At 57.6% G+C, this 17,419-nt stretch carries 14 protein-coding genes; 13 read left to right on the forward strand and 1 reads right to left on the reverse strand.

Annotated elements, in window-relative coordinates; translation table 11 throughout:
• The first annotated feature begins 210 nt into the window (after positions 1-210).
• From NNL35_RS07945 to NNL35_RS07955, 3 genes are all read left to right on the forward strand, one after another.
• Entirely contained in the window at positions 211-1,506 is a 1,296-nt protein-coding gene (locus NNL35_RS07945) for a CapA family protein (RefSeq protein ID WP_254553193.1), read from the forward strand.
• A gap of 97 nt (positions 1,507-1,603) precedes the next feature.
• Complete coding sequence (locus tag NNL35_RS07950; protein ID WP_254553196.1) at positions 1,604-3,127, forward strand: glycoside hydrolase family 5 protein; 1,524 nt, start codon at positions 1,604-1,606, stop codon at positions 3,125-3,127.
• Between the two features lie 197 nt (positions 3,128-3,324).
• Complete coding sequence (locus NNL35_RS07955; RefSeq protein WP_254553198.1) at positions 3,325-3,879, forward strand: delta-aminolevulinic acid dehydratase; 555 nt, start codon at positions 3,325-3,327, stop codon at positions 3,877-3,879.
• Between the two features lie 588 nt (positions 3,880-4,467).
• Here the strand turns inward: NNL35_RS07955 and NNL35_RS07960 are convergent.
• The gene (locus NNL35_RS07960; RefSeq protein ID WP_254553200.1) at positions 4,468-4,629 is read right to left on the reverse strand and encodes a hypothetical protein; all 162 of its coding nucleotides are present in this window, start codon (positions 4,627-4,629) and stop codon (positions 4,468-4,470) included.
• Positions 4,630-4,745: 116 nt separating this feature from the next.
• On the opposite strand from NNL35_RS07960, the gene NNL35_RS07965 reads away from it, so the two are divergent.
• The 10 genes from NNL35_RS07965 (at position 4,746) to NNL35_RS08010 (ending at position 17,281) form a co-directional block, all read left to right on the forward strand.
• The gene (locus tag NNL35_RS07965) at positions 4,746-5,873 is read left to right on the forward strand and encodes a mandelate racemase/muconate lactonizing enzyme family protein (RefSeq protein ID WP_254553202.1); all 1,128 of its coding nucleotides are present in this window, start codon (positions 4,746-4,748) and stop codon (positions 5,871-5,873) included.
• A gap of 216 nt (positions 5,874-6,089) precedes the next feature.
• Positions 6,090-7,442 (forward strand): ABC transporter substrate-binding protein, encoded by a 1,353-nt coding sequence (locus NNL35_RS07970; RefSeq protein WP_244918722.1) that lies wholly within the window; start codon positions 6,090-6,092, stop codon positions 7,440-7,442.
• Positions 7,443-7,567: 125 nt separating this feature from the next.
• Positions 7,568-8,494: a carbohydrate ABC transporter permease gene (locus NNL35_RS07975; RefSeq protein ID WP_254553205.1), complete on the forward strand. Its 927-nt coding sequence runs from the start codon at positions 7,568-7,570 to the stop codon at positions 8,492-8,494.
• Complete coding sequence (locus NNL35_RS07980; RefSeq protein WP_377633207.1) at positions 8,494-9,378, forward strand: carbohydrate ABC transporter permease; 885 nt, start codon at positions 8,494-8,496, stop codon at positions 9,376-9,378. Before NNL35_RS07975 ends, NNL35_RS07980 begins: the two co-directional genes overlap by 1 nt.
• Before the next feature lie 34 nt (positions 9,379-9,412).
• Positions 9,413-10,483: a hypothetical protein gene (locus NNL35_RS07985; protein WP_254553207.1), complete on the forward strand. Its 1,071-nt coding sequence runs from the start codon at positions 9,413-9,415 to the stop codon at positions 10,481-10,483.
• 79 nt (positions 10,484-10,562) lie between these two features.
• On the forward strand, positions 10,563-11,582 hold the full coding sequence (locus tag NNL35_RS07990) for a zinc-dependent alcohol dehydrogenase (protein WP_254553209.1): 1,020 nt from the start codon (positions 10,563-10,565) through the stop codon (positions 11,580-11,582).
• Positions 11,583-11,664: 82 nt separating this feature from the next.
• Complete coding sequence (locus NNL35_RS07995) at positions 11,665-12,534, forward strand: MurR/RpiR family transcriptional regulator (protein WP_254553211.1); 870 nt, start codon at positions 11,665-11,667, stop codon at positions 12,532-12,534.
• Between the two features lie 152 nt (positions 12,535-12,686).
• Positions 12,687-14,033 carry a helix-turn-helix domain-containing protein gene (locus tag NNL35_RS08000; RefSeq protein ID WP_254553213.1) on the forward strand — a complete coding sequence of 449 codons (1,347 nt, stop codon included), beginning with the start codon at positions 12,687-12,689 and terminating at the stop codon, positions 14,031-14,033.
• 75 nt (positions 14,034-14,108) lie between these two features.
• Positions 14,109-15,815, forward strand: a complete 1,707-nt coding sequence (locus NNL35_RS08005; protein ID WP_254553215.1) for a DUF4855 domain-containing protein — start codon at positions 14,109-14,111, stop codon at positions 15,813-15,815.
• 977 nt (positions 15,816-16,792) lie between these two features.
• The gene (locus NNL35_RS08010; protein ID WP_254553217.1) at positions 16,793-17,281 is read left to right on the forward strand and encodes a hypothetical protein; all 489 of its coding nucleotides are present in this window, start codon (positions 16,793-16,795) and stop codon (positions 17,279-17,281) included.
• Positions 17,282-17,419 lie beyond the last annotated feature (138 nt).

The following is a 17,419-nucleotide window of genomic DNA, read 5'->3' on the forward strand; positions in this document are numbered from 1 at the left end:
CTGCACAGGTTATGTGTCAGGGGCGTTGTTCCGTTCTGGCTAATCGGCGTTTTGCCAGCGTATGCGGTCAAGCAGGCGGCGGATCGCGAACGCAGTTCGCATAGAATATATTTCTTTGCTGGCGTCTTTTTTGTATGATGGGGTCAACCGGAATATTCTGGTTGGCCTATTTTCGCGTCAAGACCAATACATATCGTACCGGAGGTGTCCATGACGGGATCGATCAGCTTTGCCGCAACTGGCGACAGTCTTATCTCCCGGCGTCTGCCCCCGAATGACCAAGCTTGTCGGGATGTGGCGTCGATTATCCAGCAAGCGGATGTGCGGTTCACGAATCTGGAGACGACCGTGCGCCGAATGGAAGGATTTCCGTCCGCCGTGAGCGGAGGATCCTGGGCGATGGCTTCTCCTGAGATGCTGGGTGATCTCTTGAGGTATGGCTTCAATCTGGTGGCCTGGGCGAACAATCATACGCTTGATTACTCGTATGGGGGATTGGAAGCAACCGAGAAATATTTAGATCAGCACGAACTGGTTCATGCAGGAGCCGGAAAAGATCTGGCAAGCGCAAGCGAGCCGCGCTATTTGGAGACGGCCTCCGGCCGGGTCGGGCTGATTGCAGCGACGGCGAGCTTCGATCCGACATGGATGGCGGGGGAGCAGCGCCCGGATATGATCGGGAGGCCAGGCGTCAATGGATTGCGGCATCATGTCATGTATACGCTTCATCGTTCGAGGCTGGAGCAATTGAGATGCATCGCAGAAGCCTCGCATATCAATGATCCTTATATACTTATGGTGCAGAAAGGGTATATGAAGGAGCATCCGGAAGGAACGGTTCCATTTGGGGCATATCTGTTTACAGAAGGGGAGCATGAAGGAGCGTCTTGCCGGCTGCATAAGGGAGACGTGGACAGGATCGTCCGCTCCATTCGCGAGGCGAGAAGACAGGCGGATTACGTCATCGTGAGTATCCATGCTCACCAGCCGCAAGGCAGGAGCTTCGATCGCCCGGCCGAGTTCGTCGTCGAATTCGCCAGATTATGCATTGACGAAGGGGCTCATGCTGTCGTTGGCCATGGTCCCCATATCGTGAGGGGCATCGAGGTGTACAAGGATCGCCCTATTTTCTACAGCTTGGGCAATTTCATTTTTCAGAATGATTCGTTCCTGCGCCAGCCTGCTGATTTTTATGAGAAATATGGATTAGGACATCAGCATCGTCCGGCGGACGCCTATGATGCGCGAAGTCAGCATGGTACAACCGGCCTTGCGGCCGATGCGGAAGTCTGGCAATCCGTCATCCCTTATTGGAAGATGAGGAACGGCAAGCTGACGGAATTGACCCTCTACCCGCTTGAGCTTGGCAGCGGGCGGCCAAGGTACCGGAGAGGGTGGCCCCAATTGGCTGCTTCCTGCGAGGTATTGACCAGGATGGCCGTCTTGTCGGAACCGTGTGGCGTAACGATTCAGATAGAAGATGGCGTAGGGAAAGTATCATGGTAGGCTAGCTTGGTAGGGCGGGACTGATCTAGCTTGGCAGGATGGAACTGATCGGCCTTGTCTGTCGGCATGGCATACGCTAACGAGGAGGATGGAACGGATGGAGCAATCGGGACAATCGGGATTGGGCTTGCGCGTACGCGGGACGCGGTTCATTGACGATGCCGGTCGGCAGGTGCTGCTGCATGGCGTCAACATGGTGTGCAAAGAGGAGAGCCGCCACTGGATAGGCGACTGGAGCGATGAAGACTTCGCCCGGCTTCGCCGTTGGGGGCTCAATGTCATCCGTCTCGGCATGAACTGGAATGCGCTGGAGCCGGAGCCTGGCGTCTACGACGACGAATATATCGAGGCGCACCGGCGCTTGATCCGGCTGGCGCATCAGCATCAGATCCGGGTCTTCCTTGATATGCATCAGGATCTGTACAGCACGCTGTTCGGCAACGGCGCTCCTGCCTGGGCGACCTTCACCGATGGGGAGCTGTATGAGCCGGGACAGGTATGGAGCGATGCGTATTTGTTCAACAAAGCGGTCCAGAGGGCGTTCGATCATTTCTGGCGGAATACGCCGGCTTCCGACGGGGTCGGGATTCAGGATCATTTTGCGCAGGCGTGGGGGCATCTGGCACGGAAGCTGCATGGGGAGCCCAATGTTATCGGCTATGATCTCATCAATGAGCCGTTTATCGGCAGCGGGGCGGAGCAGGCGATGGCCGCGATCTTGGCCCAATATGCGGAGCTGTATGCCGCACGGTATGGGGAGGCCGATCCGGCGGAGATGCTCGCGGCCTGGATGAATCCGGAACGGAAGCAGGCGGCGCTCGGCCTGCTGGAGGACGCGGAGCTGTTCCGGCAGGTGGTCGATGCTCCAAGCCCGGTGCTGCAAGCCTTTGAGGCGACGGCTCTCTCCGCGCTGTACCGGAAGGTGGCGGCAGCGATTCGGGAGACGGACGCGCACGGCATGCTGTTCCTGGAGACGAATTATTTCTCCAATCTGGGCACCCGCAGCATGATTGAGCCGGTGATCAGCCAGGACGGCATTCGCGACGAGCAGCAGGTGTATGCGCCGCACGCCTATGATCTGGTAACCGATACGGAGCTGGCGCATACGGCGAACGACGCGCGGCTGGAGCTGATTCTGAGCCGCCACGAAGAGACGCGAGAGCGGCTGGAGATGCCGCTGCTTGTCGGCGAATGGGGCGCGTTCTATGGCTCGCGCGACACGGGGCATGTATCGCTTCATATCCAGCGCCTGCTGGAGAAGCTGCTCTGCAGCGACGCCTATTGGGATTACACGCCGGATATGGACCGCAGCCCGTCCTTCCTCGGCGTGCGGCGCGGCTATCCGATGGCAGTCGCCGGCAAGCTGAAGCAGTACCGCTACGAGCATGGGGTCGGCTCCTTCAGCATGCGCTGGGAGGAAGCGGGCGAGAGCGAGGCGCCGACAATCATCTATTTGCCGGATATTCGCCATGTCGCGCCCGGGACCGTGACGCTGCAGCCGGAGGGTGAACGCTATACGCTCCAGCCCATCGAAGGCTCGCGTGCCGGATATATGATCATCCCGCCGGTTCAGCGCGGGAACCGCAGCCTGATCATTGCGGGCAACCATCCGGAAGGATGATTTTGACAGCGGCAGCGTATGTATGATAGGATGCTAGATATATTTACCATCATTACGATTATAGAAGGAGTTATTATTTCAATGAAACTATCGATTCACCTCTAACGCATTGCTTCCGCAGACCGGGCCCGGGCTCCTCCTGCTATCCGGCAACATATTCCGGATAGATGGTTAACCTATTTGAGGAGGAGATAAGTATGAGTAGACCGGAAATGAACGTCGCCTTGGTGTGCGGCCCGGATTGCGATATGGACACGCAAGCGATCCGTGCGGCTTTGGAATATTTTGGAGCACGGGTATTTACGTATTGGATTGGAAGACCGAGTGATTTCAATGCGGTGCTGTCGGGAGAGGATCTGTACCCAGGCATGGACCTGATTATCCTCAACTTCCATGGCGATGAAGGACAATTCTGCATGCCGGAATTGGGAGAGGACGTCTATGAGGAGGATGAGCCGCGCGGGGATTACGGCCCGGAGGAGATTCGGCGGTATGCGAAGCTGGATCATCACATCGTCATCGGCAACGGGTGCTCCCTGGGCGATCCGGCATTGGCGCAAGCCTTCCTGGACGCGGGATGCAAGATGTATATCGGACCGGACGACTACCCGGAAGGCACCTCGGCGCTTATGTTCGTACTGCGTCTCGGCTATGAGATGATTCAGAACAAGAAGAGCGTGCGTGAAGCCGTCGAGGCGTCCCGCGCGATGGATGAGGAGAACCTGTCGATGTACCGAATCTACACGGCTTAATGGATCCAATAGGTGAGAAGAAGAGTCTTGGCGGTATCCGCCAAGGCTCTTTTTAATGGGCAGGGCCGGATTCCACCTCATCTCCCCCTCTTCCCATAACAGGAATCCTGCAAAAGTACAGTAATTTTTTGCTTTATAGCAAATATTAGGCACCAATCCTGCAAATCTACATCATTTCCCTCGAAAAGTCCTCCTTCCAAGCCCAAGCACGCAAAATTGCTGCATTATTGCAGGCTTCACTTTGGTGAGAAGCGGCTTCCCCGGAAAAACTGCATTATTGCAGTTTTCGACGGGAGAACCAGCAGCATACAGACTGTCAGACTGTGTACGCATCCCGCATTATCCGATCGAGAAGAACGCAAGCAAGAGGAACGCAAGCAAGAGGAACGCAAGCAAGAAGAATGCAAGCAAGAAGAATGCAAGCAAGAAGTATGCAAGCAAGGGGAACGAAGGCAAGAGGTACGTAAGTAAGTGAAACGCAAGCAAGATATACGCAAGCAATAGCTGCGCAAGCACGGGGAACGCGATGAGGAGGTACTCAAGCGTCTAGCATCGAAGCCGATTACGAAAGTGTCCTGCGGACGGCTGCTATTCGGTCCCGGACTGGCCGGTCGAGAAGAACAGGGCTGCACTGTCCTTCACTCCCCGGACCGCCGCTGCTTCGAGCTTGGTCTTGGCGGAGGGGAGCGGGGTGCAAGCGCCAAGCACCCGAGCGGACTGGAAGCAAGCCCGCTGCCAGCCCCTTTCCAAGCGATCCCGGAGTGGAGAAAAATTCGTCTTTAAATAGGCAAACTGAAGATTTGTGCTCATGTATCGAGTATGATGTGATCAAGTATATGGCGGAACGAACCAAGGGGGATGATGCTATGATAATTGCCCGTATCGACGTGTTTCCTCTTCTCCTGCCGATGAGCCAATCGTTCACGATATCCAATGGAGCTGTAGGTGAAGCCAGCCAAGGGGCGCCTCATGTATATGTGCGAATTACCGCGGACAACGGCGTCTGCGGATGGGGGGAGGCAAGACCGAGCCCCCGTTGGAGCTACGAAACTTTGCAAACGGTTACAAGCACGATCTCGCGTTATCTTCGCCCGGCGCTGATCGGCCTGGAGGCCAAGGATTGGAGGACGATCCAACGGGTGATGAACCGGGAGATCCGGCCGGGGCTGGACAGCGGCCAGCCGATTGCGAAGGCGGCCATCGATATGGCGCTGCATGATCTGATCGGCGCCGCAGAGGGGCGCAATCTGGCGGAGCTGTGGTACTCGGCTCCGAATCCGGGGCTGAAGCTGTCGTACCTCATTAGCACGGCCAGCCCGGAGGAAGCGGCGCGCAAGGCGGCATACGCCGCAGCGAACGGCTACGAAGCGGTCGATGTCAAGATCGGGCTCGACCCGAAGCGGGACCTCGCGATTGTGGAGGCCGTGAAGAGCGAAGCGCCGGGGTTATACTTCCGGGCAGATGCGAATCAGGCCTACAATCTGCCGCAGGCCGTCAAGCTGGCGAAGCAGATGGAGCGGATCGGGGTCGATGTGTTCGAGCAGCCGCTGCCTGCCAACCAGCTGCACGGGCACGCCGAGCTGCGCCGCAAGACGGCGCTTCCGATCGCATTGGACGAGAGCGTCTGGACGCCCGGGGATCTGATGCAGGCGATTCGGACGGAGGCATGCGATACCGTCGTCATCAAGGTGACGAAGATGGGCGGATTGGCCGGGGCCAAGCGCTGCGGCGAGATGGCCCGCGATGCGGGGCTGGATCTGCTCGGCGGCGGGCTGACGGAGTCGAGACTCGGCTTGACGGCCAGCGGCTGGCTGTTCCAATACTTGGAGATCGCCTATCCGGCCGATTTGAACGGTCCGATGTTCCTGAGCGATGATCCGGTCGAGACGGGGCCCGTTATCAAGGAGGGCGAGGTTCAATTGCCGGCGGGGCCGGGAATCGGATGCGTTATTTCCATGAAGAAGATAGAACAATATGCTGCCCGTGACGACTAGCGGATATTTTTTTTCATCGAAAAAGGAAGAGATATCCATCATTTTTTCGTTATTGGGAAGCGGAATCCACTATTTCGGTAAAAAATGCCGGTGCGATCCGGTGGACTGCAAAATTGGAGGAGGTGAGGCTTTCATCCATGTGCTGGCAAGCGAAGGAATAGAATTCCGTCATTCGGCTTGTTCACCTAATCGAATGGAGAAAGGGAGGCGTCTATGATGACACAGATGAGAAAAAAAGCGTTGGCGTTACTATGCTCCGTCGGAATGCTGCTTACCATACTGGCGGGATGCAGCGGCGGCTCGGACTCCAATGGGGCGAATCCGTCGGCCCCTTCCGGGGAAGCGGGCAAGGAGCAGGGAGAGAAGGTGGAGATTACCTTCTGGCATACGTACACCGACACTGATGCGGGTCCGATCAACAAGGTCGTGGAGAGCTTCAACAAGAGCCAGGATCGGATTTCGGTCAAAATTTTGGGCAATCAGGACAGCACGAAGCAATTGACGGCCATCTCCGGCGGAGCGGCCCCGGATATTCTGCTGACGTTCTGGAACAACATCGGGCCTTGGGCCGAAGCGGGCGCCGTCATGGATCTGTCCGATAACATTCAGAAGGACGGCTTCGACGTGAATGCGCTCATCCCGGCCGCGGCCGAGCGCATGAGCATCCACGGCAAATATTACGGAATGCCGTTCACGATGAGCATGGCCAACTCGCTCATGTATAACAAAAAGGCATTTGAGGAAGCGGGTATTACGGCGCCTCCAGAGACGCTGGAGCAAATGTTCGAGACGGCTAAGCAGCTGACGAAGCGGGATGGCAGCGGCAACATCAAGCAGATCGGATTTATCCCGGATTATCCGTGGATTGACAACGTGTTCTGGCCGGTCATCTTCGGCGGATCCTGGTATGACGAGAGCACGGGCAAAGTGACGCCGAACGATCCGGCCAACGTCGAGGCGATCGCGTACCAGCGTTCCTTCTATGACGAATTCGGCGCCGACCAGATCGCGAAGTTCAAGTCCGGCATGGGCAAGCGCGGCACGCCGCAGGATCCGATGCTGACGGGCCAGTTGGCCATGTATATCGGCTGGGAGTACAACTTCCGCGATGAACGGGCGGAGGACGGCCCGATCGGCGTAGCTCCGTTCCCTTATCCTGCCGCGAAGCCGGAGCTGAAGGGAGCGGGAATGGTTAGCCCGCGCGCCATATTTATTCCGGTCAAGGCGAAGCATCCGGCGGAAGCGTGGGAATTCATGAAGTATCTGATGACCCAGGAGGCGCAGATTGAGTTCGCTCTGGAAGCGAAGGTCATTCCGACCATTAAGGCGGCGCTGGATGACGAGCGTCTCCGCGCGGATGCGAACAAGACGATGATTCCGTTCCTGGAAGCGGCGAAGAGCGAGAACCTGCAAGGCTTCCCGAACAGCTCGTACATTAATGAATATTTACAAGCGCTGTCGGAGGAGACGGAGAAAGCGCTGAAGGGCACGCAGTCGCCGCAGGAAGCGATGGATAAAGTCGCGCAAAAAATTCAGCCGCTTGCAGACAAGGCAGCTCAAAAGCAATAAACACGGTGTGGCCGGGACGCTTCGGCCCCCCCTCCTGCCCGTGGCCTTGATTCGAGGACGCTTTGCCTTCCAAGGCCAGGCAAGAGGGGATTTGCGAAGGCAGACGACAGGAAGGAGGCGGGAGAATGGACAACAACAGCAACATCATCGGCATTCGCAAAAGAGAACGGAAGACATTGATCATCGGCTTGCTGTTCACGAGCCCATGGATTATCGGTTTTTTGGTGTTTCAGCTTTATCCGATCGTGACCTCGTTCTATTACAGCATGACGGAATATAATTTGTTCTCGTCGCCGACATGGGTCGGAATGCAGAATTACCGGGACCTGTTCCACGACGACAAGTTTTTCTTGTCCATGTATAACACGCTGTATATTACGGTGTTCGGCGTCGTCCCGCATATGGCGTTCGCGCTCGGGATGGCACTGCTTCTGAATATGAAAATAAAGGGTCAAAGCATATACCGTACCATCTATTTTCTGCCGACACTCGTTCCGGCCGTCGCCGGCTCGCTGCTGTGGCTGTGGATTCTGAATTCGCAGTACGGGCTGATCAATATGCTGCTGAAGAGCATCGGAATCGTCGGCCCGAACTGGCTGGTCGATCCGGATTGGACGAAGCCGTCGCTCATTTTGATGGGCTTCTGGGGAACCGGAACGATTACGGTCATGTATCTGGCCGCGCTGCAGGACGTGCCGCAGATTTTTTATGAGGCCGCCGAGATGGACGGAGCCAGCCGCTGGCGCAAATTCTGGTCGATTACCTTCCCGGCGATTTCGCCGATGACGCTCTTCCAGTTAATTATGATGCTGATCGGGTCTTTTCAATATTTTACGGAAGGCATGGTGTTCGCAGAGGCGTCCCAATCGATCGGAGGGCCGGAGAACTCGCTGCTCTTCTATTCCATTTATTTGTACCAGCAGGCGTTCTCCTTCCTCAACATGGGGTATGCGGCCGCGATGGCCTGGATTCTGTTCCTGGTCGTCATGACGTTCACGCTGCTCATCTTCCGGACATCGGCCCGTTGGGTGTACTACGGAGGTGAGAAATAATGCCGAATCCTGCGACAGCCCTGAGACCCGGAGGCCACGCTGCGCCGATGCGGCGGAGCTCTGCCAGCCGTTCGTTCCGCAGTATCGTCAAGCATGGGCTGCTGATGCTGGCGGGAATATTTTTCCTCGGCCCGTTTGCGTACTTGCTCTTAACGTCCGTGAAGTCGATAGATGAGATTTTTGCCGTTCCGTTCGTCTGGTGGCCGGAGCGCTTCTTTTGGGACAATTATTCGAATGCGGTGAACGCGATTCCGTTCTTCCAATATACGCTGAATACCGTGTTCATCTCGCTGATGTGCGTGCTGGGCGAGCTGATTGCCGCCCCGCTGGTCGCGTACGGCTTCGCCCGGATTCCGTTCAAGGGCCGGAACATCCTGTTCATGATCATGATGGGCACGATTATGCTGCCGTCCCAGACGACGATGATTCCGCTCTATGTGCTGTACAACAAGATGGATCTGGTCAATACGTTCTGGCCGCTGATTCTGCCCGCCTTCTTCGGGGCGGCCTACTACATTTTCCTGCTGCGCCAGTTCTTCATGGGTATCCCTTATGAGTTGACCGAGTCGGCCAAGATCGACGGCGCCTCGGAGTTCCGGATTTACTGGCAGATGATTCTGCCGCTGTCGAAGCCGGCGCTGTTCACGGTCGGGCTGCTCGTATTCCTTGGTTCATGGAAGGATTATCAGATGCCGCTCATTTATTTGAACGATCCGGCCAAATGGACCTTATCCGTCGGGCTGAAAGCCTTTATCGGCGAATATAACATCGAATGGGGCATGCTGATGGCGGCTGCCGCCCTGTTCACGATCCCGATCGTGATTTTGTATTTCTTCGTGCAAAAAGTATTTATTCAAGGGATCACGCTGACCGGAATGAAATAACGAGATTGCATAATACGGCAAGGAGAGGATTGCGATGCAACATCTTTTTTCCCGGCTTGACCCTCATTTGAAGCTTTACTTCGACGGGCTGCTGCGGCGGGAGGAGGATACCGGAGCGCTTTACATTTTGGATGACGAGCTCGGGGATCGGGCGAGCTGCTGCACGACGGCCGCCGTCGCCAGCTTCTATGCGCAGGATTGGCTGCTGCGCGGCGGGGACGGAGCGGACATTGCCTGCGAGCTGGCGAAGGATGTGCACCGCCGCCAGCTTCCGAGCGGGGGCTATTCCCAGCCTTACTACGTCAAGCAGGGGGAGCAGCCGCCTGTCGATATCGCTGAGGTCGGAGCGGCGTCGGACAGCTTGTATTATGTGCACCGGACGACCGGGAGCCCGGAGGCGAAGCAGAGCCTGGTGCGTTCGGCCGAGTATCTGCTGACGCAGGTGGCGGAGCAGAATCCGGGCGTGGTGCTCAAGCGGCCGGGCGAGGATTTCGACGTCTTGAACGGCGACATGTATGCGGCGCATACGTTCGGCCGGGCCTATGAGCTGACCGGCGAGGCGGTCTTCTTGCAGAAGGTGGAGGACGTGTTGGTCCATCTGATGAACCGCTTCGGCCGCCATGCCCCTGGCTGGTGGCCGTATATTGAACGCTGGGACGGCTCGGTCGTGATGGGGAACAGCGTGCTGTACCAGGCAACGATCGTCGGCCTGGGCGCGATCGTTGCGCCGCTGCTGCCGGAAGAGCAGCGCGCGGCCTGGAGCCGCGTATCCGCGGAAGCGGTGGATACGATGATTGAGGCGATCCGGCAGCCGCCGACGGAAGAGACGGAAGCGCCGTGGTGGACCCGCGATTGGACGCTCGGCTGGGAGCTGTATATGGCGCTCTGGCGCTGCGGGACCCGGCCGGAGATCCGCGAGATCGGGCGGAGGCGCTTTGCGGAAGTCGCGGACGATGTCAGCGCCCGGGGCACGGCCTTGTTCCGGCCGAACATCCGGCACGAGGAGCCGGATCGGACGCCGGTGACGACCACCTTCCGCAAGGCGGCCGGGTTCGCCGGCATGATGGCGGCATTGGCGTTCGAAGCCGTGGCGCAGGAAGGCTGACAGGAGGAGGCGGAGTCCGGCGGTCAATGACCGGACGACGGCAAGCAGATCAAGGTATTCGAGGAGGCGTTACATTCCGATGAGACAAATCGTAGTAAGGCAGCGGCAGGCCGTGCTGGAGGAAGCCGAAGCGCCGATCTTGTCCGCTTCGCACCCGGCCCGGGTGCTGGTGAAGGTCAGATATTCTTCGATCAGTCCCGGCACCGAGCTGAATCTGATTCATCAAATGGACGTGCCGGACGGCTTCCAGCTCGGTTACAGCGCCTCCGGCCAAGTGTTGGAGGTCGGGCCGCAGGTGACCGGCCTCGCGCCGGGCGATTGGGTGGCCTGCTACGGCGGCCCTTATGTATATCATGCGGAGCAATTGTCCGTTCCGCGCCAGCTCTGCGTGAAGCTGTCCGATGAGTCCTGGCTGCGCGAAGCGGCGCTGGTCGGCCTCGGTTCGGTGGCGATTCACAGCGTGCGCAGGCTCGGGCGGCAGTTCGGCGAATCGGTCTGGGTGGTCGGCCTGGGACTGCTCGGCCAGCTTATCGCGCAGTTCAGCCATCAGGCGAATTACCGCGTATTCGCGACCGATATGAATCCGGCCCGCATCGCGGCCGTGCAGGCGAGCGGGGTGGATGCGGCCTATCTCGCCAACGATGCAGCGCTGGACGACTACGCGGAACGGTTCACGGCCGGCTGCGGATTCGACAGCATCGCGCTCGTCGCCCATTCCTCCAGCCCGCGCATTATCGCGGCGACGATGGAGAAGCTGGCCTTCCGCGGCACCTACGCGGTCGTGGGCAATGTGCCGATCGAATTCCCGCGCGAGCTGTTCTTCCAGAAGGAAGCGGACTTCGTCATCGCCCGCGCCGCGGGTCCCGGCCGCTACGACCGGCAGTATGAGGATCAGGGCATCGATTATCCGTACGCCTATGTGCGTTGGACGGAAGGGCGGAACATGGCGGAATTCGTGCGTCAGCTGGAGGCGGGACGCATCCGCCTGAATCCGTTAATTACGCATGAATATGCCATTGACGATGCGCCGGCAGCCTATGAGGCGCTCCATGAGGATATGAGCGGCGCGCTGGGGGTATTGCTCCGGTACGGCCCGTAGCGCGCCAGCATCTGGGGGCTGGCGCCTTGGCGAGGGGAGCTCCCCCGGCTAAGCTGTAAGACGAAGGAAAGAGGTGACCGAGATGAGGCGATCCCAAGTGGCCGGGATCAATCAATCCTCCATTCTCCGCATATCAAGCATCTATCCGTCTCTGACGAAGTCCGAGAAAAAGGTGGCGGACATCGTACTGAAAGATCCGGAGACGGCCGTATTTTATACGATAACCGATCTGTCCAAGCATGCGGAGGTCGGAGACACATCCGTCATCCGGTTCTGTCGGAAGCTCGGGTATACGGGCTATCAGGAATTCAAGCTCTCGCTCGCGCAGAACTTGGGGACGGTGGAAGAGCAGATATCGGGCGATCTGGAGCCAGGGGATCATCTGGAGACGATCGTCAAGAAGCTGAATGCGCTGAATCAGCAGCGGATACAAAATACGACGGCGCTCATGGACGGAGCGAGTCTGCAAAAGGCGATCGAGTGGATCGGCGGCGCGGCGAAGCTGTACTTCTTCGGCGTCGGGTCCTCGGGCATTACCGCGATGGACGCCAAATACAAATTTATGCGGCTCGGCTTCCAGGTCGTGGCGGAAGCGGATGCGCATATCATCGCCATGAATGCGGCCCTTGCCAGCGAAGGCGACGTCGTGATCGCCATCTCGACGTCGGGCAGCACGAAGGATCTTGTCGATTCGGTCGCGATTGCCAAGCAGAAGGGAGCGCGCATCATTTGCTTGACCAGTCACGCCCTCTCGCCGGTGACGCGCTATGCGGATGCCGTGCTGCTGACGATGGCGAAGGAGGGTCCCTTGCAGGGAGGCTCCTTCTCCAGCAAGCTGGCGCAGATTCATGTGCTCGATATTTTATCGACGGCGCTCGCGCTGCTGGACAAGGAGAGAAGCTATCAGTTCCTGGAGATGACGGCCAAGTCGGTGCTCGGCAAACTGTATTAGGCGGTCGGGGCGCCAGGGCGGCTTGTTCGCATGCGGTGCCCCTGGCACAATGGACATATACACAACATCGGAGGTGAAGCTCAACTTTCGCTGCCGTTCATTCTAGAGGTATGCTCGCCGGGAACTACATTATAATCTGACGGAGGCGCATCATGATGTGGATGGATGAGAAGGAAGTATTGTGGGGCTCGCCGGATATACGCATCGGCATAATCGGGCCGGAAGCGATGATGGGGCTGATGGAGCATTGTCTCAAAGGCTTCCCGTCCTTCGACCCGGTCATGAGAAGCTACCGCCAGGAGGAAGAGGCGCCAGATCTGGCGCGCGAGCTGGCGGAGAAGGTGGATGTGCTGCTGTTCACCGGGCCCGTCTCTTATCAGCTGGCCAAAAACCAGCATCAATTCGACATTCCCTCGCTGTTCGTACCGCTTACGGGATCGGGCTTGTATGCCGTCTTGTTCCGCCTGGAGCGCAAGCTGGATGTAGCGGCCATCACGGTCGATACGCTGAGCCGGCAGATGCTCGTGTCCACCTTCCGCGAGCTGGGCCATTTGTGGACCGCTTACGAAGGGGAGCCGCTCCCGTCCTGGAAGGAGCTGGTCGAATTCCACCGCGGGCATTATGAGGCCGGCCGTTCGTGCTGCGCCATCACGGCGATCCGCAGCGTCTCGCTGCAGCTGGCCCGGGAGGGGATTCCGTGCGAGTGGATCGTGCCGACGGAGCAGGATATTATCGTGACGCTGGAGCGCGCGCTCTTGTCAACAGAATGGCGAAGGAATAAGGAAGGGCAGGTCGTCGTCGGCCTTATCCGGACCGACGGGATGGAGAGGCTGGCGGAGCGGCAGGTGTCCGAGCATGAGATTCAGCGGCTGAAGCAGGATGTCCATCATCTCATTCTCAGCTTCGTGAAGCATCTGGACGGGCATATCACGCAGCAGTCCTCCGGAGAATATTCCTTCGTGACCACGAGAGGCGTGTTCGAGCGCGAGACCGGCGGCTATAAGCGGATTCCGCTGGCCCGGAATGTCCATAAGATGAACGGGATTCATCTCAGCATCGGCATCGGCTTCGGACGTTCGGCGGCCGAGGCGGGCGTCCATGCGCGGCGGTCGCTTCAGTTGGCCTGCGAAGGGGGCGGCGGCATGTGCTTCATCGTCCGCGAGGATGAGAGCGTCATCGGCCCGCTGGAGATCAATGAGCCGCATGAGCTCGATCTGTCCCTGGTCGATGCCGCATTGGTGAAGCAGGCGGAGACGGCGGGACTGACCTCGATCTACCTCAGCCGCCTGATCGCCCATATGACCCGCTTCGGCAAGGTCGATTACTATGCCCAGGAGCTGGCGGCGGTGCTGGGCGTCACGGTCCGCAGCGTCCACCGGTTCCTGCTGGCTCTGATGGACGCGGGGCTGGTCGATATTGTCGGAGAAGAGAAGGGGGCATCCCGGGGCCGTCCGCGTCAGAAATACCGCATCAGCTTTTTGAGCCGGTTGATTCGGTGATGGCCGGCAATCGGAAGAGAAAGGGGGGAATTGACGAAAAGGCAAGGATTATACGACAAGAAGGGATGGGATTCGATGAAAAGGCCGATGCTTGTATGGCTTGCGGTTATCGTGCTTATCGGCTCTGCCGGCTGGGGGCCTATGGCGCGCGCGAATGACGCGGAACAGGCCGAGGCGCAGGCGGATAAGAAGAATGCGGCGCCCGCCGTTAATCTGGCATCAGGCAAGAGCTACACGCTGGCAACGCCGTATCCGCCCGACGCGCTGTTCGGCAAGACGGAGTCCTCGCACCCGGACGATACGGGGCGCCAACTGACGGATGGACAATTCGGCACCGTTTTCTCCGATAGCGCCTTCGTGGGAAGGCTGTGGCAGGGCAGCCGCATCGTTACGATCGATCTGGAGACGCCGTCTACCGTAGAGGAGATCTATATTCATGTGCTGCAGGACAATGCCAATGGCATCTTTTTCCCGTCCAAGGTTCAGTTCGCGCTCTCGAATGACGGCATGAAGTGGCAGCATCTGAAGGAAGGGGCAAGCCAACTGCCGACGACGGAGGCGGGTCCGGTTCGGCAGAAGATCGGAATTGATGGCATTCATACGGTGGCCCGCTATGTGAAGGTGGAGGTGCCTGTCGAGTCGTGGCTGTTCATGGACGAGATTGAAGTTATGGGTTCGCCGGATGAGCGGGGCAAAAAGCTCCATCCGGACAAGGGGCCGAAGCGGGACACCGGTTACCCGAAGCAGGGCTCCAAGGAAGCGGGGAGGATGAGCAATCAGGTGCTCCTCTATACGGGAGCGTGGCCGTATGAGCCGGCCGATTGGATCTCCTACACGAAGGAAGATCTGAAGCCGTATGTAACCTATGTGGACCGCAATCAGGTCAGTCAGGACTATATGTTCGACGGCTTCGTGTTCCTGCCGTACGGCCCGCTGCTGAATGGCGCCAACTTCGCCGCCAATACGGCCAAGCCGACGAACAAAGCGGACTGGGAGGAGCATCTGAACCGTCTCTTCCGGGACGATTATGATCTGGGCGCGTTGAATCAGGCGGTCGGGGAGGCGAAGGCCGCACGGAAGGACCGCAAATATACGGCGAAGGTCGTCATTACGATTCCTTATCCGCGCGTGGATCAGAGCGACTTCGGGGATGTCGACGGGGACGGCGTCAGCGAGAACATGAACGTGAAGGAAGTCGGCGAGGAGCAGGCGCTCATCAACCGGCAGAAGGTCGTCACATGGTACGTGGATGAAGTATACCGCCGTTGGGCTGCGGCTGGCTACGAGCATTTGGAGCTTCCCGCCTTCTATTGGTACAGTGAATTCATGTCCCGGCAGACAACCGTGAATGAGGATGCCCTTATCCGGTGGACCTCGGATTATGTGCACCGCAAAGGGGCGAAGCTGCAGTGGATTCCCTATTATTTTGCGCGCGGCTGGAGCGACTGGAAGGCCAATGGCTTCGACACGGCGCTAATGCAGCCGAACTATACCTTCCACAACACCGATGAAGATCGGCTGGACGCGATTGCGCAAGCCGCTTACGACCATGGTATGGGTGTCGAGATCGAGATGTCGGACGCGGTGCTGACGAATGAAGCGGTGCGCGGGAAGTACTATGCCTACCTCAACAAAGGGGTGGAGCACGGGTATATGAATTCATTCAAGGCCTTCTATCAGCAGGTGAAAACGCTCAAGCAGGCCGCCGAATCGAATGACCCGGCCGCGCGGGAGGTCTATGACAAGACCTATCAATATTTGAAAGGAACCTATGCTCCGTAAGCACACGATGCCTTCGGCTCGGATGAAGCCGCGGCGCTGGGCAGCAACCGTCTTCCTCTCTGGAGAGAAGGCGGTTGTTTGCGTTTCTAGCTTCCCTATTCTATAAATCAGGCGGTTGGCATGAACCACATATCTATGACCGCGCGGCATCCAATGCCATATTTTATATCAAGCGGTGACATGGTCATAGAGCTTCGATAGATATAGCGGCCATGAACTGCCGAAATCGATGCAGCCGCATGCGATGAACGTCTTCCAGGGTATTCCTCATCCTAGCCGCCCCATGCTGATTCGGGGAAGATGGACAGTCAGGGAAGGAGACGGGAGTATCCGCGATTCTCTTCATCGGTACAAGCATGGCGCCCAGCGAACCGCAGATAAGGAACCGGCTCCGCGGTCGTTGGGGGCCTTGCGTCCACAAGAAATGGAGTGAGCGGTGCCACGAAGGCAGCTTGGCCGTCCGTTATCCCCATCTGTCCGCGCGCATCCTGCGAGGCACGCGGTTTTTGGCATGCCTGTTCGAAATTGAGGCTCATTGTCCAGCGAATCTACCTATTACCAAATAGGAAATACAAGCATATTTTATAGCATCAGCCGAATAGATGACCTCCCAATGATATATTCCCAATCATTACCGATATGCGAATATCCTATCAGACAGACCTCTTTTACTTTATTGTCACGGGTCATTGTTGCTTCATCGCCTTCGGCAGAAATTTGAAAGGGAAAGGAATGAAGGATGTTGATGATGAGCGGCTATGAGAGAGTGATGAACGCCATTCGGGAGCTTGATCTCGCTGAAGTCGAAGTCAGATATAGCTGCGGCCAAAAGCTAAAATTCGATTTGACGAAAAAGTATGACGTCATTAGTCAGGATTTGTTAGAGCAATGGCTGAGCAATATTGAATGGGGACGGGTCGTGAAAGTAAAATGGAAAACGTGCAGCGGCGAGAAAACGTCGATGTATATGCCGGGCTGTGGCGGCAAAACTCATCGCCATAAGAGCAGGCATCATCACCATGATGGATGCAAATGCGATAAATGCAAGCGGAAGCATCATCACCATGATGGATGCAAATGTGATAAATGCAAGCGGAAGCATCATCACCATGACGGATGCAAATGTGATAAATGCAAGCCGAAGCATCATCACCATGACGGATGCAAATGCGACAGATGCAAACGGAAGCATCATCATCATGATGGATGCAAATGTGATAAATGCAAACCGCATCATTCGCACCGCCACGATTGCGACCCATGCAGACCCGATCCGTGCTGCTGCTACGCCGACCCGTGCCGCTGCAAGCCCCGGTACGTATGGCGTGACCAAGATCCTTATACGCGGTTCCAGCCGAAGCCGCAAATCCCGTATAAGCATTACCCGTCAGGCAACTGTTAAGCCGGATTGGGTTCGCAGCGGTCATTCGCAACCTGCCGCGGCGCTTCCTTTGTCGGCCCAATGAAAGAGAGTGCTAGGCGTGCGCTTCGATTGAAGCGCACTATTTTTCCGTCTTGCATCTCTTCCCTTCTTCAGGCTCCGTCTTTTTTAGCGAATTCCATCTATTTTTGCACCGAATCGCTATAATGAGAGAGACAACTGA

It is taken from the genome of Paenibacillus dendritiformis (genome assembly GCF_945605565.1).
Classification (GTDB): Bacteria; Bacillota; Bacilli; order Paenibacillales; family Paenibacillaceae; genus Paenibacillus_B; species Paenibacillus_B dendritiformis_A.

Bases quoted from the DNA above. Each gene is read 5' to 3' on its own strand.
- NNL35_RS07985 (WP_254553207.1), top strand. From the start codon at position 9,413: ATGCAACATCTTTTTTCCCGGCTTGACCCTCATTTGAAGCTTTACTTC.
- NNL35_RS07970 (WP_244918722.1), top strand. From the start codon at position 6,090: ATGACACAGATGAGAAAAAAAGCGTTGGCGTTACTATGCTCCGTCGGA.
- NNL35_RS07945 (WP_254553193.1), top strand. From the start codon at position 211: ATGACGGGATCGATCAGCTTTGCCGCAACTGGCGACAGTCTTATCTCC.
- NNL35_RS08005 (WP_254553215.1), top strand. From the start codon at position 14,109: ATGAAAAGGCCGATGCTTGTATGGCTTGCGGTTATCGTGCTTATCGGC.
- NNL35_RS07965 (WP_254553202.1), top strand. From the start codon at position 4,746: ATGATAATTGCCCGTATCGACGTGTTTCCTCTTCTCCTGCCGATGAGC.
- NNL35_RS07995 (WP_254553211.1), top strand. From the start codon at position 11,665: ATGAGGCGATCCCAAGTGGCCGGGATCAATCAATCCTCCATTCTCCGC.
- NNL35_RS07980 (WP_377633207.1), top strand. From the start codon at position 8,494: ATGCCGAATCCTGCGACAGCCCTGAGACCCGGAGGCCACGCTGCGCCG.
- NNL35_RS07975 (WP_254553205.1), top strand. From the start codon at position 7,568: ATGGACAACAACAGCAACATCATCGGCATTCGCAAAAGAGAACGGAAG.
- NNL35_RS07950 (WP_254553196.1), top strand. From the start codon at position 1,604: ATGGAGCAATCGGGACAATCGGGATTGGGCTTGCGCGTACGCGGGACG.
- NNL35_RS07990 (WP_254553209.1), top strand. From the start codon at position 10,563: ATGAGACAAATCGTAGTAAGGCAGCGGCAGGCCGTGCTGGAGGAAGCC.
- NNL35_RS07955 (WP_254553198.1), top strand. From the start codon at position 3,325: ATGAGTAGACCGGAAATGAACGTCGCCTTGGTGTGCGGCCCGGATTGC.
- NNL35_RS08000 (WP_254553213.1), top strand. From the start codon at position 12,687: ATGATGTGGATGGATGAGAAGGAAGTATTGTGGGGCTCGCCGGATATA.